Annotated in this window: 20 protein-coding genes and 2 pseudogenes; 8 read left to right on the forward strand and 14 right to left on the reverse strand. The window is 60.4% G+C overall.

The annotated features are described in order from the left end of the window. Window positions 1–395: helix-turn-helix domain-containing protein (locus NN5_RS20295; protein WP_217998715.1), on the forward strand; the 395-nt coding region annotated here is incomplete at its 5' end. Window positions 396–398: 3 nt separating this feature from the next. Here NN5_RS20295 and NN5_RS20300 read toward each other — a convergent pair. From NN5_RS20300 to NN5_RS20330, 7 genes are all read right to left on the reverse strand, one after another. Next, complete coding sequence (locus tag NN5_RS20300) at window positions 399–842, reverse strand: VOC family protein (RefSeq protein WP_129405294.1); 444 nt, start codon at window positions 840–842, stop codon at window positions 399–401. A gap of 11 nt (window positions 843–853) precedes the next feature. After that, the gene (locus NN5_RS20305) at window positions 854–2,311 is read right to left on the reverse strand and encodes an aldehyde dehydrogenase family protein (RefSeq protein WP_051585688.1); all 1,458 of its coding nucleotides are present in this window, start codon (window positions 2,309–2,311) and stop codon (window positions 854–856) included. Between the two features lie 66 nt (window positions 2,312–2,377). Further along, a complete protein-coding gene (locus NN5_RS20310) occupies window positions 2,378–3,256 on the reverse strand; it encodes a VOC family protein (RefSeq protein WP_051585687.1) in 879 nt (292 codons plus the stop codon). Window positions 3,257–3,647: 391 nt separating this feature from the next. Further along, window positions 3,648–4,334 carry a TetR/AcrR family transcriptional regulator gene (locus NN5_RS20315; RefSeq protein WP_067737554.1) on the reverse strand — a complete coding sequence of 229 codons (687 nt, stop codon included), beginning with the start codon at window positions 4,332–4,334 and terminating at the stop codon, window positions 3,648–3,650. 209 nt (window positions 4,335–4,543) lie between these two features. Beyond that, entirely contained in the window at window positions 4,544–5,320 is a 777-nt protein-coding gene (locus NN5_RS20320) for an SDR family NAD(P)-dependent oxidoreductase (protein WP_129405292.1), read from the reverse strand. Window positions 5,321–5,401: 81 nt separating this feature from the next. Continuing rightward, complete coding sequence (locus NN5_RS20325; RefSeq protein WP_051585685.1) at window positions 5,402–5,848, reverse strand: nuclear transport factor 2 family protein; 447 nt, start codon at window positions 5,846–5,848, stop codon at window positions 5,402–5,404. A 447-nt stretch (window positions 5,849–6,295) separates the two neighbouring features. Beyond that, entirely contained in the window at window positions 6,296–6,850 is a 555-nt protein-coding gene (locus tag NN5_RS20330) for a TetR/AcrR family transcriptional regulator (protein ID WP_037486827.1), read from the reverse strand. Window positions 6,851–7,060: 210 nt separating this feature from the next. On the opposite strand from NN5_RS20330, the gene NN5_RS20335 reads away from it, so the two are divergent. Next, window positions 7,061–7,867, forward strand: a complete 807-nt coding sequence (locus NN5_RS20335; protein WP_067737558.1) for an SDR family NAD(P)-dependent oxidoreductase — start codon at window positions 7,061–7,063, stop codon at window positions 7,865–7,867. A gap of 68 nt (window positions 7,868–7,935) precedes the next feature. After that, window positions 7,936–9,165: a dienelactone hydrolase family protein gene (locus NN5_RS20340; RefSeq protein WP_217998717.1), complete on the forward strand. Its 1,230-nt coding sequence runs from the start codon at window positions 7,936–7,938 to the stop codon at window positions 9,163–9,165. Window positions 9,166–9,470: 305 nt separating this feature from the next. Here the strand turns inward: NN5_RS20340 and NN5_RS20345 are convergent, their stop codons facing one another. Beyond that, window positions 9,471–10,814 carry a tyrosine-type recombinase/integrase gene (locus NN5_RS20345; RefSeq protein ID WP_084385063.1) on the reverse strand — a complete coding sequence of 448 codons (1,344 nt, stop codon included), beginning with the start codon at window positions 10,812–10,814 and terminating at the stop codon, window positions 9,471–9,473. Window positions 10,815–11,166: 352 nt separating this feature from the next. Here NN5_RS20345 and NN5_RS20350 point away from each other — a divergent pair, with 352 nt between their 5' ends. Continuing rightward, complete coding sequence (locus NN5_RS20350; protein ID WP_047820955.1) at window positions 11,167–11,460, forward strand: type II toxin-antitoxin system TacA family antitoxin; 294 nt, start codon at window positions 11,167–11,169, stop codon at window positions 11,458–11,460. Next, complete coding sequence (locus tag NN5_RS20355; protein ID WP_047820954.1) at window positions 11,457–11,966, forward strand: GNAT family N-acetyltransferase; 510 nt, start codon at window positions 11,457–11,459, stop codon at window positions 11,964–11,966. The genes NN5_RS20350 and NN5_RS20355 overlap by 4 nt, the downstream gene beginning before the upstream one ends. Before the next feature lie 162 nt (window positions 11,967–12,128). Here the strand turns inward: NN5_RS20355 and NN5_RS20360 are convergent, their stop codons facing one another. Continuing rightward, window positions 12,129–13,301, reverse strand: a complete 1,173-nt coding sequence (locus tag NN5_RS20360) for a tyrosine-type recombinase/integrase (protein ID WP_245988127.1) — start codon at window positions 13,299–13,301, stop codon at window positions 12,129–12,131. Between the two features lie 86 nt (window positions 13,302–13,387). Between NN5_RS20360 and NN5_RS20365 the strand changes: the two genes are divergently transcribed. Beyond that, window positions 13,388–13,618, forward strand: coding sequence for a type II toxin-antitoxin system Phd/YefM family antitoxin (locus NN5_RS20365; protein WP_047820953.1), 231 nt, complete (start codon window positions 13,388–13,390; stop codon window positions 13,616–13,618). Continuing rightward, the gene (locus tag NN5_RS20370) at window positions 13,615–14,082 is read left to right on the forward strand and encodes a PIN domain-containing protein (protein WP_053059117.1); all 468 of its coding nucleotides are present in this window, start codon (window positions 13,615–13,617) and stop codon (window positions 14,080–14,082) included. The genes NN5_RS20365 and NN5_RS20370 overlap by 4 nt, the downstream gene beginning before the upstream one ends. Window positions 14,083–14,855: 773 nt before the next feature. Here the strand turns inward: NN5_RS20370 and NN5_RS27030 are convergent. Further along, window positions 14,856–15,242 (reverse strand): SOS response-associated peptidase family protein, encoded by a 387-nt coding sequence (locus NN5_RS27030; RefSeq protein ID WP_245626641.1) that lies wholly within the window; start codon window positions 15,240–15,242, stop codon window positions 14,856–14,858. Window positions 15,243–15,818: 576 nt separating this feature from the next. Between NN5_RS27030 and NN5_RS20380 the strand changes: the two genes are divergently transcribed. Then, a complete protein-coding gene (locus NN5_RS20380; RefSeq protein ID WP_169801026.1) occupies window positions 15,819–16,484 on the forward strand; it encodes a MalT transcriptional regulator family protein in 666 nt (221 codons plus the stop codon). Here the strand turns inward: NN5_RS20380 and NN5_RS25340 are convergent. The 4 genes and pseudogenes from NN5_RS25340 to NN5_RS20400 all read right to left on the reverse strand — a co-directional run. Continuing rightward, window positions 16,477–16,671: pseudogene (locus NN5_RS25340) on the reverse strand (integrase core domain-containing protein); the annotation flags it as partial. The gene NN5_RS20380 and the pseudogene NN5_RS25340 overlap by 8 nt on opposite strands. 43 nt (window positions 16,672–16,714) lie before the next feature. Beyond that, the gene (locus tag NN5_RS20385) at window positions 16,715–17,938 is read right to left on the reverse strand and encodes an IS256 family transposase (RefSeq protein WP_067737567.1); all 1,224 of its coding nucleotides are present in this window, start codon (window positions 17,936–17,938) and stop codon (window positions 16,715–16,717) included. A 57-nt stretch (window positions 17,939–17,995) separates the two neighbouring features. After that, a pseudogene (locus NN5_RS20390) lies at window positions 17,996–18,978 on the reverse strand (IS3 family transposase); the annotation flags it as partial. Further along, window positions 18,929–19,366 (reverse strand): MFS transporter, encoded by a 438-nt coding sequence (locus NN5_RS20400; RefSeq protein WP_067737574.1) that lies wholly within the window; start codon window positions 19,364–19,366, stop codon window positions 18,929–18,931. The pseudogene NN5_RS20390 and the gene NN5_RS20400, both read right to left, overlap by 50 nt. Window positions 19,367–19,634: the final 268 nt, after the last annotated feature.

Below are 19,634 nucleotides of genomic sequence, written 5' to 3' on the forward strand. Positions count from 1 at the left end.
TCCTGCATATGCTGCGCTTCGCCAGGCCGGCCAATGGCGACGGGCAGATCCGCACCCCTCGGCGCGACCTGTGCTCGCGGGTGCAACGCCACATCGAGATGAACTTCGATGACCCGGATCTCTCCACCGGAACGATCGCCCGGTATTTCGGCGTCAGCGGCCGTTATATCCAGCTTGCGCTGACCACCGCCGATACCACCCCATCGGACTATATTCTAAAGGTCCGGTTGAAGGCGGCCGCCGGGATGCTGCGGAACGCGTCGCACCTTTCGATCACCGATATCGCCTTCGCTTGCGGGTTCAATGCTTCAGGCCATTTCGCGACCCTGTTTCGCAAAGCCTATGGCATGCCCCCGCGTGCCTACCGGTCTGAATCCCCTATGGTCAGTTGCTGATGTTCAGCGCGGCTGTCCCGGCATCGACTGGGCATTCGCCTCCGGCATATCGACCGCGTCTTCGTCCCTGACCTCGAAATTCAGTTCCAGCTGGATGTCATTGGGGTCGCGAACGAAAATCTGGCACCGGGTGCTGTTGGGGACGAGGTTGACGGAGAAAGGGACGCGCTGTTCGTCCAGATGCCGTTTCATCGCCGCAAAGCCGTGGCTCAGAAAGGCGATATGATCCACCGCCCCCGCCCCCGCCCCCGCGCCTTGCTCCATCGTCGTTCCGGCGATGTCGATGACATGGACGACGGGATGATCGCCGCGATACAGCCATGCCCCCGGCACGTCGAAGGGCGGGCGCGGGCCGGATCGCATGCCCAGCGCCCGTTCGTAGAAGCGCACGGTTTCATCCAGCTTGCGCGTCAGGATATTATAATGGTCGAGCAGTCCGACATCCATCTCCATGGCTCCTAACGCCGCAAGGCGATATTGTAGACCTTCTGTTCGGTATAGGAGAGCATTTCCTCCAATCCCTCCTCGCGCCCGGTGCCGCTATTCTTATAACCGCCGTAGTTCATCGCGGGATAATGCGGGCCGACCGAATTGATCCAGACGTAGCCGGCGCGCACGCGTCGTGCGGCGCCGAGCGCATCGTCGATATTGTTGGTCCAGATCGACGCGGTAAGCCCCAGATCGACCGCATTGGCGATCTCCAGCGCCTGATCGAAAGTCGACCATTTCATGACGGAGAGAAGCGGACCGAACACTTCCTCATTGGCGATGCGCATGTCCTGGGTCACGTCCCCGAACAATGTCGGACGCACCCAGAAGCCTTTTTCAAAACCCGGACCGGTCGGGCGCTGACCACCGGCAAGCAGCGTTGCGCCTTCGCGCTTCGCCATCTCGATATAGTTCAACACCTTGTCATACTGGACCTTCGAGTTGATCGCCCCCATCTGGCTGGTTTCGTCCATCGGATCGCCGACCCGGATCGCGTTGATCCGTTCGACCAGACCCGCCACCACCTCGTCATAAATGCTCTCGTGAAGGAGCAGCCGGCTGGTCGATCCGCATGACTGACCCTGCCACGAAAAGTTCATGCCGGCGATCGCCGATGCGATGATCGATTGCGGATCGACATCGGGGAACACGATCATCGGGTTCTTGCCGCCCAGTTCCAGCGTCACATGCTTGACCGCCACTTCCGCCGCCATCCGCTGGATCGCCATGCCAGTGCCCGCCGAGCCGATGAACGCGATGCGCTTGACCGCCGGGTGCCGCACCAGCGGCGCGCCCACGCCAGCGCCGGTACCGGTCACGATGTTGAACACGCCGGGCGGCAGCGCTTCCCGTGCGATCTCCGACAGGATCAAAGCCGAAAGCGAGGCGGTTTCGGGCGGCTTCACCACGACCGCATTGCCTGCCATCAGCGCGCCCGCGGTGCGCGCCGTCGCGAACATCACCGGATGGTTAAAGGGCACGATCCGCGCCACGACGCCGTAAGGTTCGCGCACTGTGAAGTGCAGATTGTCCGGGGTAGCGGGGATGGTTTCGCCCTTCAGTTCATAACCAAGCCCCGCATAATAATCGATACTCGCCACGCCATGCTTCACATCGCCTCGCATCGGCGCGATCGTGTTGCCGGTGTCGCGCACTTCGACCTCAAGCAGCTCGTCAGCCCGTTCCAGGATCTTGCGGCCGAAATTGCGCATGGCTTCGGCCCGCGCGGCGACGCCCATCGCATTCCATTGTGGCCATGCCCTGTCCGCCGCGTCCACCGCCTTCGCAACGTCGCGATCGTTACCCGCAGGAAAGCGACCGATCACATCTTCCGTCGCAGGGTTAATCGCGTCCATCCACGCGCCACCCTCGCTCTCCACAAGTTCACCGCCGATCAACATGCGGGTGGATTTCGTCAGGCCATTCATAACATTACTCCGTTGCCGCATCGCCATGCGGCCTCATCAAATCAGCAGAGAGGCGGACGCCGGGCGCTATTCGCGAAAGGCCAGCGGGGGGATACCGGCGACCCCCCATATGTCACCCTTATGCTCCGGTCCCCAGATCCGGGCTTCAACCAGATCGTCGACCGGAAATACTTCCATGTCGCCATAATATTCGACGAAATTGCCCGCCGGATCGGCATAATAGCTGAATATATTATTGCCCGGCCCATGCCGTCCGACACCCCAGGCGCAATCCAGCCCCTGATCGCGCAGCCGCCCGAAATTGCGCATCACATTGTCCAGCGACCCCACATCGAAGGCGATATGCTGCACGCCCGTCCGCCCGGTCTTGCTTTTCATCAGCGCCAGCGTGTGATGGTCCGCATTGCAGCGCAGGAAGGACATGCCCGCATGGGTCCGGTCGGTCACCTGAAACCCCAGAAGCCCGTAAAATTGTTCAGCGGCCGGCTGATCGGGCGTCCACAATACGACATGGCCGATGGCGAGCGGGCCGAGAGGATCGATGTCGCCTGACGCGGGAGCCGTATCCCCGGCTGGCACGACCAGCCTCACTTCCCGGCCGTCCGGGTCCGTCACCGCAATGGCCGCCGCGTCGCTGCGCGGCAGCGCATCTCCGGGGACCGACACCCGAAAGCCGGCTGCCGCAAGCCGCGCGGCAAATCCGTCCAGTGCCTCCATCGAAGCGACGGCGAAGGCCAGATGCGCAATCCGCGAAGGCCCCTGCTTCAGCAGGAAATCGTCATGCGCGCAATCGGCCGTGCGAAAGGCGTGATACTCACCATCCTTGCCCGCCGGTCGCAGCTTCCAGGTGTCGCGATAAAAACGCACGGCCTCGGCCATGTCCGGCATTTGCAGGGCGATCCTGTGGATGCCTGCGACACGATCTGAACTGTTGCTGCGCGTCATTATGCCTTCGCTCTCCAAATCCCGAACCGCCGGTTTTCGGCCGGATAGATCATATATTAATTATGAACACGTCCATTTTCGACCGGGCTTTTGCCCATGTCAAGATCGATCGCTCTTACATAATGAACATGTCCATATTTTCAATAAAATATGGCAGAGACCCTGAATGAGATTCCGCAGCTTTTGCCGCTGCTGTCCCTTGCACGACTACCAGCTGTCAGGCCCGGCGATCCCGGCGCATTCGTACTGACCGCTGATCATCCCCGGCGCGACGGCGGCAACGTGGCCCCTCCCGGAAATATCGCGTCGCGCGGCAAAGCAAGCTGGAGACGAGCGCAGTCCATATGGCAACGGCCGGGCACCCCGCCCGCTTCCCGCCTGTCGCGATAGATCAACCGTCCATTCGGGCTTTTTTCGCCTGACTGCGGGGTCGCGCGGGGGAAACGGCCTTGATCGCCCGGCTGCTGATCGGCCTGGGCTTCAATCCAACGATCTGCAACTTTATCAATCGTCCGAGATAGGCGATGCCCTCGTCGGCCACCGGATCGTCGCCACCGATCCAGAAACGGGCCGTCGCCGAAAAGATAAGGAAGAAATTCTGGGCGATCATCTCGGTCGTTTCGCCGGGATTGATCTCTCCTTTACGGATCGCATCCTCCACCAGCAGTTCAACCTGCCGTGCGACGGCGCGGCGTGTGCGCTTATATTCCTCGCCGTGCATGCCGCCGGAATAATAATTGACCTGAAGAAAGATGCGGGCGAGACGCGGATTGCTGGCCCAGTCACGATAAAAGGGGCTGAAAAAGGCGAGGATACGCTCATCGAGCGGCTGGTCCGCCGCCCTTACCAGATCGATCGCATGTTCCATGATCTCAAGGGTGATTTCGTTGAACACCAGCAGCGTCAGGTCACGCTTGTCCGCAGCATATAGCGACAATGTACCCAGGGCCACATGCGCTTCGTGCGCCACGTCGCGCAAGGTCGTGGCGTCATAGCCATGTTCGGCAAACAGCTTCAGGGCCGCCAGCCTTATGCGCTCCCTTTTCTCAGCCTTGTTTCGCTCTCTCACACGCGTCACGGTCAATCTCCAGTCCAGGCATCCGTAGGTCTTGGAATTCCCCTGTCATATCCATAGTCCCGATACACACATGTGAAAATCCTGCGGATCCAAATGCAATGACCGCGCGACCGGCATAGGTCAATCGGGCACGGATCGCGCGCCCACAGGTGCGGGCGGAGAGTGATTGCCCGCGCCTGACCTGTCCGCCGGACAGGCCGCGCGATCGATCAGCCGGCCAATTCTCCTCCATCGACGGGAATGACGCTGCCGGTCACAAAGCCGGCCATGTTCGACGCGAGGAACTGGACGACACGCGCAACGTCGTCGGGCCGCCCCGATCGTCCCAGCGGCAGGCGGCTGGCAAACATGTTCAACCCGGCGTTCACCTCCTCGCCACGACGGCGCATGGCCGCGACGCCGTCCGTTTCGGTCATCGTCGGGGCGACGCCAACCACGCGAATGCCCTTGTGCCCCAGTTCGACCGCAAGGCTTTTGGTCAGGCCCACCACCGCATGTTTGGACGCCACATAATGAGCAGGGTTCAGGCCGTTGGTGCAGTCAAACCCGGCGGTCGACGCCAGATTGATAATCACGCCCCTGTTCTGCTTCATCCGCAACGCCGCCTCACGCGCGCCGAAAAACGTGCCCCGCAGGTTGATGTCGAGCACCGTCCCCCAATCGCTGTCGGTGATTTCGAGCACGCCGCCGGCGGGGAAGATGCCGGCATTGTTCACCCAGATGTCGAGCTGGCCCGTCCGTGCCACAGCCAGATCGGCAAGCGCCGTGATCGAGTCATGGTCGCGCACATCCATGCCGACGCCATGATGCTGGCCGCCGAACTGCGTCAGATCGGTCGCGACCGCCTGCGCTTCGGCCTGATTAAGGTCCCCGATGACCAGCGTCGCGCCCGCTTCCGCAAGACGCAGCGCTATCGCGCGGCCAAGCCCTGCGCCGCCGCCCGTGACAACGGCGGTGCGGCCGGCGAGCGATACCAGTTCGGTCAGGCTTTACCCGGAAAAATCCGTATAGGCCATAACAACTCTCCTTGAAGATGCTCCGCGCTTCCGGCGGATGAACCTGTATGATTATTTGGCTTTGTGGGCTTCGGATTCGAACGACAGGACGATCCGGCGTTCGCGGATGCGCCATACGCCCTCCGCTTCGCGCCGGTAGATGTCATGTGCGTCCGCCAGCGCAATCGGCTCCGCCGGGGTCAGGTCCGGGCCGCTCGACCGGAACAGCATGATGAAGCACACGCCCCTGATCTGATCGGCGCCATCTTCCCAGAATCGGAAATTGGTCGCCACATGGCGGGCACGACGCGTCCGGGCCTCAGCCCGGCTGCGACCATAGGCATTGACCGCCTCGCGTCCGATACAGTCCGGCCCGGCACCGATCAGGCAGCCATCTTCCGTGTAGAGATCGCCCAGATTTTCCGACAGATGAAAATCCAGCCGATAGGCATGCTCGGCGATCAGTGCTTCCAGTTCGGCGCGGATAGCGGGATCCTTGACAGGCGTCCCGATGCTCACAGCGCTGTCTCCTTCATTGCAGCCACTTCTTCGCGCAACAGTTTCCAGCGACGGCCACACTCCCGCGACGCTTCGGCATATTCCTCCGGGAACACGTCATAGGGTGGGCGACACGGGCCGGGCACGCTGTAACCGGCCTCGGCGATGCGGGTCTTTTCGACCTGGATATTATAGCTGGCGAACAGCTCGGCATTGCTCAGCAGTAAATAACTTGGACATCCTCTCCGCTACCAGCAGCACATTCAAAGGTGCGTTCGTAGTACCCGTACCTGCTTCTAAATGGACATGTCCATAAATATCTCGCTTGTCAAGGGCGAAGGCATATTCACCTGTCAACCAGGCGCACGCGCGACAAATCCTCGGTCCCGGGCAGTGCCGTTCCTCATCGACAGACCGTTCAAGCCCATGGTCCCGTGACCGGGGCGGAGGCAGTCCGGCCTGAAGGCGCTACTGGAGTATCGCTCGCATCAGGTGGCGGAAGGCAAGTTTCAAGCGCGCCTTGTCGCCTTCGGGATTTGCCACCGTCCGCATCATCAGGCCTTCGAGCACAAGGACGAGCATTTCGACCCTGCATTCCAGTTCTTCAGGCCGTTCGGGCGGGAAATAAGGTTCCAGCAGGACACGAGCATTATGCCGCAGGCGATAGTCCTGATCGGCCACGATGCTGTTGATCTGTTCGCTACGCCCCGATTCGGCGAACACATCCATGACGTATCGCGCCTGGACCGGATCGACCAGCCAATCGAAATCATCGAGCGCCGTATTGACGACCGCATCCGTATCCATCTTCGTATGAACAGCCAGGCCGGGCGTATGATTGATATAGTCTGCGAACTTACGCTCGCACAGGGTGAGGATGATGTCCTCCTTATTATCGAAATGACGATAGACATGCCCAACGCTCATGCCCGCCTCCGCGGCGATCCGATTAACGCTGGCAGCATGAAATCCCTCGCGCCGGAAACATTGCTCGGCAGCCGCTAGGACCTGCTCGCGTCGCATTTGCGCGCGTTCCTGCTGCCTGGCGAGAGCGTCTGGATTTTTAGTCATGCCTGATCTTCACTCTCCCGTCAGCTAGCCTCATCTGCTATCTTGACACGAATATAGCATGCAAACTAAACCAAAAAAATAAGGAGTGCGCAATCACTCTTTTTATTTCTAAGCCTGGATCGGCACCGAAAGCCGGCGGCAAATCATGCAAGGAGAGCGGATATGAGTAGCAGCATGAATGGAAAAGTCTGCGTCGTGACCGGCGCTGCCCAGGGCATTGGCCGTGGCTGCGCGATCGAACTGGCCAAGGCGGGCGGCCGGATCGTCGTTAGCGATCGCAACCCCGACGGTGGGCAGAAAACCGTATCGGAAATTCGGGATCTGGGCGGCGATGCCACGTTCATCGCCTGCGACGTGCGCAACAAGGCCGAGATCGCGGCATTGATGCAGGGTGCGGCGGATCATTTCGGTGGCATCGACGTGCTGCACAACAATGCCGGCACGCATGAAACCGATCTGGCCCAGAAAACCGCGGTGCACGAAATGGACGACGACATCTGGGATATCGTCTACGAAGTCAATCTGCGGTCCATCTGGTATGCTGTGCGCGCCGCTCTGCCCTGGCTGCGCGATTCCAAGGGCGCGTCGATCATCAACACCGCATCAATGGCCTCTTTCACGGCCATGCCGGCATCGCCCGCCTATTGCGCGACCAAGGGCGGCGTATTGATGCTGACCAAGGCGATGGCGGTCGATCTGGCGCAGTTCGGCATCCGGGTCAATTGCATCAATCCCGGCACGATCAAGACGCCTCTGCTCGACAAATATTTCGACATCATCGAAGATCCGCAAGTCCGCGCCGCCGCGCTCAAGGGCTTTACCGGAGGTAACCTGATCCCGCGCATGGGAACGCCCGAAGAGATTGGCAAGCTCGTCTGCTACCTCGCGTCCGATGACTCCTCCTTCACCACCGGCGCATCACACATGATCGATGGGGGCGTGACCATCTGGCGTGGCTCGGTCGACTGAACGGGCGGAGATGAGGGGCTGGGTGGCCTTTATGTTGATCCACCGCGAACGCCAAGGGAGTATGAGTGATGGGCAATCTGGTTGAAATCACTGCGGCCGATGGCGGCCGCTTCAACGCCTATGTCGCGATGCCGGAAGGCGGCAGCGGGCCGGGCCTTGTCCTGCTGCAGGAAGCGTTCGGCGTGACGCAGTTCATGCGCGACATGGCTGATCGTTTCGCAAGCGACGGCTATGTCGTCACTGTGCCAGATCTTTACTGGCGGATCGAAGCCGGGGTCGAACTGACCGACGCGGAGTTCGACCGTGCGATGGACATATACCGGCAGTTCGACCTGAATCTGGCCATCGACGATATAAAGGCGACGATCGGCGCTCTGCGCGCGATGCCGGAACAGCGTGGCGGCGTGGGCGCCGTGGGTTTTTGCCTGGGCGGTCGACTGGCCGCGATGGCGGCCGCCCGCACTGACATCGACTGCGCCGTGGCTTATTATGGCGTCGGCATCACCGATCATCTGGACGAACTGGAGCAGGTCAGAATCCCGCTGGGCTTCCATTTCGGTACGGAAGACCAGGATTGCGCGGCCGACATCGCACCGATCGCGGCGCTGGCGGAACGGCATGATAATGTGTCGCTATGGATGTATAACAAGGCCGGCCATGGCTTTGCCAACCCACATCGCGGCTTCTTCTCCGCGGCGGCCGAGGAACTGGCCTATATCCGCACCCTTGCGATCATCCGCGCCGCGATCGGCCCGAAATTCGATCTGGAAGGCATGTGGGAGCAGCATATTTACCATGAGTTCGTGACCAAGGATGCACATGCCGTACTGGATACGATGGTCGAGGAGCCCTATGTCAACATCACCTCTACGGTGATGGGCGGCGTGGGCCACGACATGCTGCTGCGGTTCTACAAATATCATTTCTGCGATGTGCACCCCGACGACACGCGGATCATTCCGATTTCGCGCACCGTCGGCGTCAACCGCGTGGTGGACGAAATGATCATGTGCTTCACCCACGACAAGGAAATATCCTGGTTGCTGCCGGACATCGAGCCGACCGGGCGCTATATCGAAGTGCCGATGATCGTCGTCGTATCGTTCCGGGGCGGCAAGATCTATAACGAACATATCTATTTCGATCAGGCGTCGGTCCTGGTGCAGGCAGGACTGCTCGACCCGGCGAACCTGCCTGTCGGAGGCGCGGACGTGTCCCGCAAATTGCAGGACAAGACCTTGATGCCCAACCGATTGATGAAAAAATGGTCCACCAGCGAAGGGCTTCCGCTCGATTAATATCCATTCGTATGAACATCGCCGCGATGAAGTCGACAGGAGCGGCTCCTCCCCGGCCGTCAGAGCATCGAGGGGACCCTGAGTGAAATCCTGTCGTTTCATTGAAACCTCGACATCGCCAGGCCACGAAATCAGTTTATAAGTGGCGTCCAAATGGGTCTAAACGAGCCCATATGTGAGCAACAGGTACAGGCTGAATTTGGAGCTCCTCGCAGCCTCGGAAGCCACAAAATGCGGCAGAAATGCGAGGTTTCTACTGAGGTTGCGATGGTAGCGGAGGAGAGCGCCGAATTTTAACCTTTAACTTATTGATCTGTAATCATTTCTTGCGGGCGAAATCGCACCTGAGGGTCGAATCCACCCCCAATTTGACCCCCAATCGACCAACCGTTCAGAAAGCTCGGTGAGTTGACGAGATTTGGGCCATTCGCGCGCGCCGGGGCACGCTGTGGAGCCTCGACTCGATCCAAATGATCCGCCCAATCTTGGAGCATCGTACGCCGCATGTCGAGGTAAAGGGCGCTATTGTAAGCCGCCCGAACCTTGTCCTCGCAATTATGGCCGAGTGCCATTTCAATCCAGTCAGGGCGATATCGGCCGCTTTCGTTTGCCCAGGTCGAGGCGAGGCCGCGGAAGCCATGAACCGTTTGCCGACCGAGATAGCCCATCCGGTAACAGGCATATATCATCGTGTTCTCGGAAATTGGTCGATCTGGATCGTCGCCGGAGAAGACCAAGTGCCCCCTTCCCGGCATGCGTTTGCGCTGACGCAGGATCGACGCCGCTTGGCGCGACAATGGCACGATATGCTCGCACTTCGTCTTCATCCTTTCGGCCGGGATGCGCCACAGCGGCTGGCAACTGGAATTGTCGAGCCCTTCGAACTCGGACCATGCCGCACTGCGTAGTTCGCCAGTGCGCGCCCAGGTGAGCAAGGTGAATAGCAGGGCATGCCGGGTTGTCTCGCGACGGCGCGGCACCGAACCATCGTCATAGGCACGAATTGCCGCAACAAGGGCGGGCAATTCCGACAGTTCGACCCGCGGCATGTGTCTACGCCGCCGCGGGGGACGCAACGCCCCCGACAGGTGGGCGCTCGGATCATTGTCGACCCAATCATTCGCCCTCGCGAAGCGAAAGACCTGACTGATATTCTGCTTGAGCCGACGAGCGGTATCGAGCGCGCCACGCGCTTCGACCCGCCGCAGAACGTCGAGGACTTCGGCAATCCGGACGCTCGTAATCGCCTGCCCGCCGATCAGCGGAAAGACATCGCGCTCGAATCTGGCAAGAACGCGTTGCGCAGGCTCCGGACAGATATTCTCGGCGCGACCGGCATGCCACATCCGCGCGATGCCCTCGAAGCTCATCGCTGCGGCATGCGCTGCCTGGCTACGGTAGAGCGCGGGGTTACGACCCGATCGCAGGATGTCGCGCGCGGCAAGGCATTTCGCCCTTGCTTCGGCAAGGGTCACGTCCGGATAGGGGCCGAAGCTCAGCAAATTCTCCTTGCCGTGAAAGCGGTACTTCATCCGCCACCGCTTGGAGCCGTTCGGTTGGACGCTCAGATGAAGGCCGTGCCCTGCCCCGATCTTGTAGGGCTTCTCGCGGGGCTTGGCATGGCGAAGATCCAAATCTTTGACAGACATAGGATGCCTCCTTTCGGAAGCCATGAATATCATGTCTTTTCAATCACCTAAAATCAACGATCTGGACGTCGGTGGTCAGAATGGACCATCGGTGGACACAGTGGGACGATGAAAAATATTTTCGATCGTATCCCAAATGGGCAAAATTGGGGTCCATGAGGCGTTAGCTAGGCGCATCAAGGGTCGGATCGAGGCAGTCTGTCCAAATAACCAAGGCCTTCCTTGCATCCAGAGGGAAGCCTAACCCGCTCAATCCTGAAGCATGTGGCAAAGTCGCTCCGCTTGGGCATCACGGACATGTTGAAAAAGTCGGTAAAATGCCGTACATATCGAGCAAAGGAGTACCCCAGTCATGGTTGCCGAGTCCCAAGAGCGCCGTTCCGAACGGCTCGAGGTCCGCGTTCCGCCTTCGCTGCACAGCCGCGTCAGCCATGCAGCGGCCTTGCGTGGCCAGACGGTGGCGGCGTTCGTGACCGCCGCCGTACAGGACGCTGCGCAGCGGGCGATCGAGGACGCGGAGGTCACGCGCCTAAACCGCGACGATTTCGAGCGGTTGGCGCGCGCGCTCGATGCCGACGACGCCCCCAACGAGGCGCTTCGCGCTGCGGCGGCACGGCATCGCGCCCTTGCGTCGGGCCATGCGTGAGCGACGCGACCAGTTTCCAGTTCGAGCGGCTGTCGGCGGCGCATGACCGGGCAGGCTTCGCCTGCGAGCATGCCTCGCTCAGCGACTATTTGCTGAAATCCGCCGGTCAGAACGAGCGCGGCGACCTCGCCGCCTGTTATGTGGCGCTGCCGACCGGGTCGGAGCGGGTCGCGGGCTATTACACGATTTCGGCTCATGCCGTGCTGTGCGACGAGCTTTCGCCCGAACAGAGAAAGGGCCTGCCGCGCTACGATCGGATCCCCGCATTCCTCATCGGACGCCTCGCGCGCGATCTGTCGATGAAAGGGAAAGGGCTTGGCGAACTGCTGCTGATTGACGCCTTTGCCCGCCTCTGCGCGGTCGAAGCCGCCGGCCGGATGATCGTTGTCGATCCGATCGACGCCAAAGCGCATGCCTTCTACACGCGCTATGGTTTCGCACCGCTCGGCCAGGCGACCGCACGGCTGTTCCTGCCGATGAAAATCGCGAGAAAGGCGCTATTCTAACACCCACCGCCGGACGGCGGCGCTTCCAGATCACCGATCGCCTCCGTACATCCAGCGCGAAATCTGGTCCGCCCAGTCCTGGAGCATGTAGCGGCGCGGCACGAGATATTGGGCCGCGTTATAAGCGCGGCGAACGCCGTTGGTCTCGATATGAGCAAGCTGTCATTCGATCCAATCATGATCATAGGGGCGGACTGGATTGCGCAGATCGGCCGTCTCCTTCAGCGCTTCGTTTGCCCAGGTGCTGGCGAGACCCCGAAAACCATGGACCGTTTGCCGGCCGCGATAGCCGAGCCGATAGAGAGCGCCAATCATCCTGTTCGGCGAGGTCGGTGTTTTGCCATCGTCGGAAAAAACATAGCCGTCATCGCGTCCATCGAGCATCGCCCGGACTATGCCGGCGGCTTCGAGTGGGAGGGGAACGAGGTGGTCGCGGCGCATCTTCATTCGCACTGCCGGGATGCGCCAGAGTGGCTGCTTCCCTGACAGATCCTCGAACTCGTCGACCGACGCGAAGCGGATTTCTTTCGTCCGTGCCCAAGTCAGCAATGTGAAGAGAAGCGCATTTCTCGTGACGGCTTGCCGGTCAGGGCAATTGTCATTGTAAGATGCTATCTTGGCCAGCAGGCGAGGCATGCCACCGAAACCTATCCGATGCATATGCTCGGGTTGAAGGCGCGGCTTCAACGCATTGTCCAAACAGGTTGTCGGATCATTGTCCGCCCATCCGCTCGCAACGGCGAAGCGGAAAATCTGGCTGATATTCTGTTTGGCGCGGCGACAGATTTCGAGCGCACCGCGCGCCTTGATCCCACGAAGCACGGCGAGCACGTCCGGCGGTTCGATGCTCCGGATACAGCGTGATCCCAGAAATGGCAGAACGTCGCGGTCCAGCCGGGCCAATATCCGCGCGGAATGTGCCTGATCGAGCGTGTGCTGTCGGTTGTCATGCCAGAGTTGCGCTGCGGCTTCGAAGGTTTGACTGGAACCCTCGCGGCTCAGTTCGAGTCTGGGATCGCGGCCCGTCGCCAAAAGATGGCGTGCCCGCTCGCGCTTATGCCGGGCACTTGCGAGCGATGTCGCGGGATGGGCGCCGAAAGAAAGAACGCTCTCCACCCCGCCGTATCGATATTTAAGCCGCCAAAGTTTCGAACCGCTCGGCTGGACCGCGAGATATAATCCGCCGCCGTCGAACATTTTATATGGCTTGGGTCGCGGTTCCGCTTTTCGGACAATCATTTCATTCAAAGACATCTTTATCGTCGCGCTCCTTTTAAGGGAGCGGTCGACTGTGTTGCTAATGGTTAACGCTTTACACGGAGGGCTATCAAACATTTCTGGAAATAGGCCGACGGACCGAGGCGCCACGACCGTCGAACCCCAACCTTGCCAAACTTAGTGTTACCCACTAAATTAAAAGCATGGACAGAGCGATCAGTGCCAGCGAGGCCAACCAGCATTTCTCGGAGCTTCTCCGCGATGTGTCCGAAGGCCAGAGTTTCACCGTGATGTCTCGCGGTCGCCCCGTCGCGCGCGTCCTTCCCGTCGATCGCGATCAGGAACGCCGTTCGGTCGACCGGCTGCTCAAGTTCGTCACCAGCCTTCCCGTCCGACATTCCGGCAATTGGTCGCGCGACGATCTCTACGAATGATGCGTGTCGCCCTCGACAGCAATATTCTCGCTTACCTTGCGGGCGTCAGCCGATCAGCAGAAGATGATGGCAAGATCACGAAGGTTCGGGAGCTTGTGTCCCGACTTGCGGAATCGGCCAGCCTTGTCGCCCCCGCCCAAACCTTGGGCGAGCTATTCGTGGTGCTGCGACGCAGTGGTGCTTCCGCCGAAGAGGCGCGCGAGGTCCTGCTCGAGTTCGCCGAAGCGTTTGGGACGTCGGCCTCGGAAACGCGCACCGCGCTGTCTGCAGCCGATCTTGTGGTCGATCACAAGCTGCAATTCTGGGATGCGCTGATCGTAACCGCTGCGGCGGATGCCGGATGCGCGCTCCTACTATCAGAGGACATGCAGCACGAGTTCGTGACGCGTGGACTCACAATCGTCAATCCGCTCGCGGACGATGCTCATCCCAAGCTAACCGCGCTGATCGAAGCTTCGGAATAGTCGCCGTAATGGCCAGGGGTGGAGGCGATTGCGGAGCCGTAGTCGCGGCGAATCCGTAGCCGCGCGGTCGAGCCGAACCCGATTGATTCCGTTGATCAGGGGCTCGACCTTTTGTTTGCGGTGACGTGTGAATAGGTGCGCGCGACTGTATATAGGTCAGCCGATTGGTGGATAATCTCAGCAGCCGGGATCGAGGATCCCGATAACGACAGGTATGAAGCTGGGTCGACCGTGTCGGTGACATTGCGACCATGCCCCGATCCTGCGCCCAATCGTAAAAGCGGCAGACGGTCGATACGCGAGCGTTGATGGTTGCCCTGGCATAAGGCCGGCCAGTGTGCTGGCTGACTGTCTCCAACATTCTGTTGCGATATCCGGCGATCGTACCTTCATCGGCGTCGGCCCAGTTTATTCCTGACTGCTCAAGAGCATCGAACCAGTCGTAGAGGTTTCGCCGTAGGTGCGAAGCGTGTAGCTAGGCTCGGTTCGACCGCCATATTTCGCGTGATCGAGCAACCAGGCGAAGGCCGGCTCGACTGCATCTGGTCAGTCCGGATGATGGGGAACCCTGCCGGGATTCCTGGCGCCCCGGGAACGGCGCGAACGATCATCGCCACGAAAGCAGACTCCTACCGACCATCGGGCCGCCTGTATGAACCAGGCTATTCAACCACATCAACAATACAAATCGGAGACGGAGCCTAAATATTCCGGCGTATCCCATAAGCGGCTCATCGCCTCACTCCTTGATCAAGCGGCACGCTTGTCGCGCATCACAGTGCCAACGCAGCTTGCCGCGGGCCGTCGACGATCTCTTCGACAAGGAAAGTGCGCGCCGGCGGCGTCTCGAGCAGATTGGTCTCGGATACGGTTCCGTCGAGCCATTGCATCACCTGCCGACGGTGGATGATCGCGCCGTGCCGCTCCTGATAGGGCGCGACTTCGGCGTTCGGCGCGACGGTGATGATGCGGTAGTTGGAGAGCTCCTTACCGAGGCCCAGTTGAGAACATAATAAGAAGGAAGGCGAGTCAAGGCAAGGTTCTAGGCTGTGGCGTGCGCCCATGCCGCAGCCATAGGCGCGGCCAATAACAATCCAGCCCAGAACCTGCGCATAAGTCCACCCCGTTCGAGAATGGTATGCTTCTGAAGAAATGTCCAATAAAGGGTTGGGGAGCGGAGGCGATACCCAAGCTGCCCTTTGTCGCTCCAGCGTTTACCCGGAGCGCCATTGGGATCAGCAGCGGAGATAGCCTGAGCAGGAGCCGCAGGAAAGGATATCATGGCTTGGCGCTAGCAGGACTAGGGTCGGCGCTCGAGCTTCGCCCAGCTGCTCTCGTCCCAAGGTTGAACATTTGCGACACCACGCTATGATTTCGGGATGACAATATCCACACCCAAACGACTTTCGAAGGGTTTCTGCTGCCGAACTTCCCGATGTCTCCCTTCGGATTCCCCATCGGACGCGGTAGAACAAGGCCGCCCTTGGCCCGGGGTTCCCCGTGCGGGCGGATTGACTGGGGCGCATTCTTAGTGCTGCTCCCGGATCGGTATGGAGAAAAATCGGCCTCATCGATGTACGGCCGCACCTTGAATTCCGCTTTGCCTGCGCCATGTTGCGGGCTTCAGCCCAATGTCCACGATGCGCGAATTCGATCCCGGCCGTCAGGCTAGCTGGCTCCTTCGGTCGAAGGTAAGCCAGCCGCGGCTCGCTGCGCGTGTCATCGCGCGGAACCGGTTGATCGACCTCATTGATGCGGATCTCAATCGACTCATCGTAATTGACGCGTCCGCTGGCTACGGCAAGTCCACCCTACTGCTGCAACTCGCTGCCCATTTCGGATTGCGCGGAGAGTTTGTGAGCTGGCTCAACATAGACGAGACCGACCGCAACACGGATAATTTCCTTGCCGGGCTCATATCAAGCATTGAGGCGGCGGGCCTGCGGTTGCCTTCCCTGACGGATGCAGTGAAAAGCGGCTTTCTCAATATTCGCCCACTGGCCGCGCTCGATCAGGTGCTGCTCGCGATCGAGGAGGCGAATAAGGCGATCACGCTGATCCTCGACGACTATAATCACGTGGTGGGTTCCGCAGTAGACGGCTTTCTCGATGCACTCCTGGCCCGCCAGCCCAACAATCTGCGGCTCATCGTTGCGGGGCGTGGGCGTCCCGGCTTCCGCTTAGAGCATCTGCAATCGGCGGGACATGCACTCCTGCTGGAAAAGGACAGGCTCAGGTTCACCGCAACAGAGATCGAGGATTATCTCGGTGGCCGCGCCTCCCAAGCGGAAGCGCGGCTGTTGGCCCTCCGGACCGAGGGCTGGCCAGTGGCGATCCAGCTCGCTCTGGTCTGGCTCGAGTGGACTGCCCGCAATGACTGGTCCGGTTGTGTAGTTAGTTGATCTGCGCCTCTGATGCCAGCGTGGGCGGGAGGCGGAGCGTAGCGGAGCCGAGCGGCCAGGCTGGCATCTTGATCGTCTCCGGGGCCGGTGGTCGATATCCGAGACTGCTGTGGGGCCGTGCTCGGTTGTAATGATCGCGCCACCAGCCGGTGACGATCCGCACCTCCTCAAGGCTGTAGAAGATTTCGCGGGACTGTCAGGAATTTCGTGTGCGGCGAGGCGGTTGATCATCAGGCCGCCATGGCTCTGATGAATCGTTCGCCGAAGAGCACAGCAAATTGTGCCTTCGCCATGTTCCACTCACGTGGCGGCATTTTCCACTCTTTCTCGGATCGGTTCAAGATCAAATAGAGGAGCTTGGTCGCGGCCTCATCGTTGGGGAAATGTCCGCGCGCCCGTACCGCGCGGCGTAGCTTGGAATTCAGGGCCTCTATGGCATTTGTGGTGTAGACGATCCGCCTGACATCATCAGGGAAGGCGAAGAATGGAATGACCTCAGGCCATGCGCGACGCCAGCCCTGGCCGATAGCGGGATATCGTTGGCCCCAGAAGCTGGCTTCGAACGCCGTGAGCGCCTCCTCGGCAGCGATGGCATCGACGGCGCGGTATATGGCTTTCAGGGCCGTTCCGAGCGCCTTGCGATCTTTCCACGCCACAAAATCCATCGAGTTGCGCAGCAGGTGGACTATGCACGTTTGGACCATCGCTTCTGGGAAGACGGCGGTTATGGCGTCGGGAAAACCCTTCAAGCCGTCGACGACCGCCAACATGATATCCTCGACACCGCGATTGCGTAGTTCGTTCATGACGCGGAGCCAGAACTTGGCGCCTTCATTCTGTTCCAGCCACAGCCCGAGGACCACCTTGGTGCCGTCAGCCATGACCCCCAGGGCAATATGGATCGCCTTATTGCGGACCATCCCCTCATCCCGGATCTTGACCCGGATCGCATCGAAGAAAACCAGCGGATAGGCCGGATCCAGCGGGCGTTGCTGCCAGGCTGCGACCTCCTCCAGCACGGCGTCGGTGATTGTGCTGATCAGATCGGGTGAGGCCTCGATCCCATACAGATCGCGCAGATGGCCCGTAATCTCCCGGGTGCTCATACCGCGCGCGTACAGCGAAATGATCTTGTCATCGAAGCCGGGGAAGCGACGCTGATATTTGGCGATCAGCTGCGGGTCAAAGCTGCCCGCTCGATCCCTTGGAACCTCGATCTCGATCCGCCCCCCGTCGGTCGTCACCGTCTTGCGACCATAACCGTTCCGGCTGTTGTTCCCTTGCTCCTCCTGGCCAAGATGGTGATCCATCTCCGCGTTGAGGGCCCGTTCGGCAAACGCCTTCTTCAATGAATCGAGCAGCCCGCCTTGGCTGAGCGCCGCAGTCGCGTCAGTGCCGGCAAGCAGCTGGTCGAGAATGTCGTTCGGTATTGAGGGTTCTTTGCGTCGTGACATACTGGGTCTCCTGGTTGCCCATTATGCCTCGCCGCACACGAAATTCCTGACAGTCCCGATTTCGCCGTTGAGCAGTTCATCTCGCAGACGGGCATTGAAGCTTTCGATATAGCCGTTCTCCCATGGGCTGCCGGGCTCGATATAGAGGGTAATGACGCCAAGCCTGCCGAGCCACTCGCGCACCGCATTAGCGACGAACTCGGGGCCGTTATCGGATCTGATATGCTCGGGCGGCCCATGCTCGATGAACAGATCGGTCAGCACGTCAATCACGTCGTTCGACCGGAAGCGCCGCAGCGGCACCATCGCCAGGCATTCCCGGCTGAACTCGTCGATAATGTTGAGCATTCGGAACTTGCGACCGTTGTGCGTCTGATCCTCGACGAAGTCGTAGGACCACACATGCCCGCGATGCTCCGGGCGCAGCCGGATGCACGATCCGTCGCCGAGCCAGAGCCGCCGCCGTTTCGGTTGCCGCTTCGGCACTTTAAGACCCTCCCGCCGCCAGATACGCTCAACCACTGACAGGCTGACCTGCCAGCCCGCCTGGCCCAGCAAGACATGGATGCGGCGATAGCCATACCGGCCATAGTCCTTGGCCAGCGCGATGATGTCGGCTGTTAGCCGCCGCTCGTCGGCATCATCCTTCGGTGGATGGCGCTGTGTCGAACGATGCTGGCCCAGAACACGGCAGGTCCGTCGCTCCGATACCGGCAACGCGCGACGGATCTGCTCGATCGCCTCACGGCGACGGGAGGGACTCAAAAAGTCAGCTTCGACGCCTCTTGCAGGATCGCCTTGTCGAGCGCGAGGTCGGCCACCAGCTTCTTCAGCCGCGCATTCTCGCGCTCCAGATCCTTCATTCGCCGCGCCTGGTCGACCTTCAGCCCGCCATATTCCTTGCGCCACCGATATAGCGTCTGCTCCGCGATCCCGATCTGGCGGCAAGCCTCCACCGCTGTGCCGCCTCGCCCCACAATCACCTCTACTTCACGCAGCTTCGCTATGATCTGCTCCGGCGTAAACCTCTGACGTCCCAAACATTTCTCCAATTCTCATGCCCAAATGGGCTCTCTTCAGAATTGGACCAGTTTTTCCAAGGCAGACCATGAACACTGTCATCATCGTCACGCACCAGCCAATCGCAGTCTTGCGGCCGAATCGATCGCCGACGAAGCCGAACAGGAGGGCACCGATCGTCGCGCCGATCTGGGTCACCGAAAAGATCGAGCCGAGCGCGGTTTTGTCCAGACCTAGATCCTTGCTCATCAGCGGCGCGACGACGCCAATCGACTGGTTGTCGATGCCGTCGAGCATGGTAACCAGGGTGCAGAGCGCGAATACGCGAAACTGGATCGCACGCAGCCTTCCCTCATCCAGGCGTTGCTGAACTATGCCCGCCGAAGTCACCGTCGCCGTATTAAGCATCTATCACTCCTTGCACCCGGATATGCGGGCGTCGGGCTCGGAAGGAATCCGGCGCGATGTCGGCCCGGCACGCGTCCATCGGGTTCGCGGTGCCGGGCGAAGCCGCGTGTCGGACAGGGGAAAACATGGTGCCGGACGGTCCTGCCGTAACTGCACACCCATTGCTCTTGGCATCGACCCGAACGAAGTAGTCGGCGAAACCAGATTCACGCGCAGATGAACGGCCTTCACCGTTCCAATCCGCCGGTCCCTATTTTCGCATGGCAAG

This window comes from Novosphingobium naphthalenivorans NBRC 102051, assembly GCF_001590985.1.
Taxonomy (GTDB): Bacteria; Pseudomonadota; Alphaproteobacteria; order Sphingomonadales; family Sphingomonadaceae; genus Novosphingobium; species Novosphingobium naphthalenivorans.

Excerpts from the sequence above, each read along its gene's own strand:
- NN5_RS20330 (WP_037486827.1), bottom strand. The coding sequence starts at position 6,850 with ATGCGACGCGAGCAGGTCCTAGCGGCTGCCGAGCAATGTTTCCGGCGC.
- NN5_RS20335 (WP_067737558.1), top strand. The coding sequence starts at position 7,061 with ATGAGTAGCAGCATGAATGGAAAAGTCTGCGTCGTGACCGGCGCTGCC.
- NN5_RS20400 (WP_067737574.1), bottom strand. The coding sequence starts at position 19,366 with ATGCTTAATACGGCGACGGTGACTTCGGCGGGCATAGTTCAGCAACGC.
- NN5_RS20385 (WP_067737567.1), bottom strand. The coding sequence starts at position 17,938 with ATGTCACGACGCAAAGAACCCTCAATACCGAACGACATTCTCGACCAG.
- NN5_RS20345 (WP_084385063.1), bottom strand. The coding sequence starts at position 10,814 with ATGTCTGTCAAAGATTTGGATCTTCGCCATGCCAAGCCCCGCGAGAAG.
- NN5_RS20310 (WP_051585687.1), bottom strand. The coding sequence starts at position 3,256 with ATGACGCGCAGCAACAGTTCAGATCGTGTCGCAGGCATCCACAGGATC.
- NN5_RS20360 (WP_245988127.1), bottom strand. The coding sequence starts at position 13,301 with ATGTTTGATAGCCCTCCGTGTAAAGCGTTAACCATTAGCAACACAGTC.
- NN5_RS20340 (WP_217998717.1), top strand. The coding sequence starts at position 7,936 with ATGGGCAATCTGGTTGAAATCACTGCGGCCGATGGCGGCCGCTTCAAC.
- NN5_RS20350 (WP_047820955.1), top strand. The coding sequence starts at position 11,167 with ATGGTTGCCGAGTCCCAAGAGCGCCGTTCCGAACGGCTCGAGGTCCGC.
- NN5_RS20370 (WP_053059117.1), top strand. The coding sequence starts at position 13,615 with ATGATGCGTGTCGCCCTCGACAGCAATATTCTCGCTTACCTTGCGGGC.
- NN5_RS20300 (WP_129405294.1), bottom strand. The coding sequence starts at position 842 with ATGGATGTCGGACTGCTCGACCATTATAATATCCTGACGCGCAAGCTG.
- NN5_RS20365 (WP_047820953.1), top strand. The coding sequence starts at position 13,388 with ATGGACAGAGCGATCAGTGCCAGCGAGGCCAACCAGCATTTCTCGGAG.
- NN5_RS20305 (WP_051585688.1), bottom strand. The coding sequence starts at position 2,311 with ATGAATGGCCTGACGAAATCCACCCGCATGTTGATCGGCGGTGAACTT.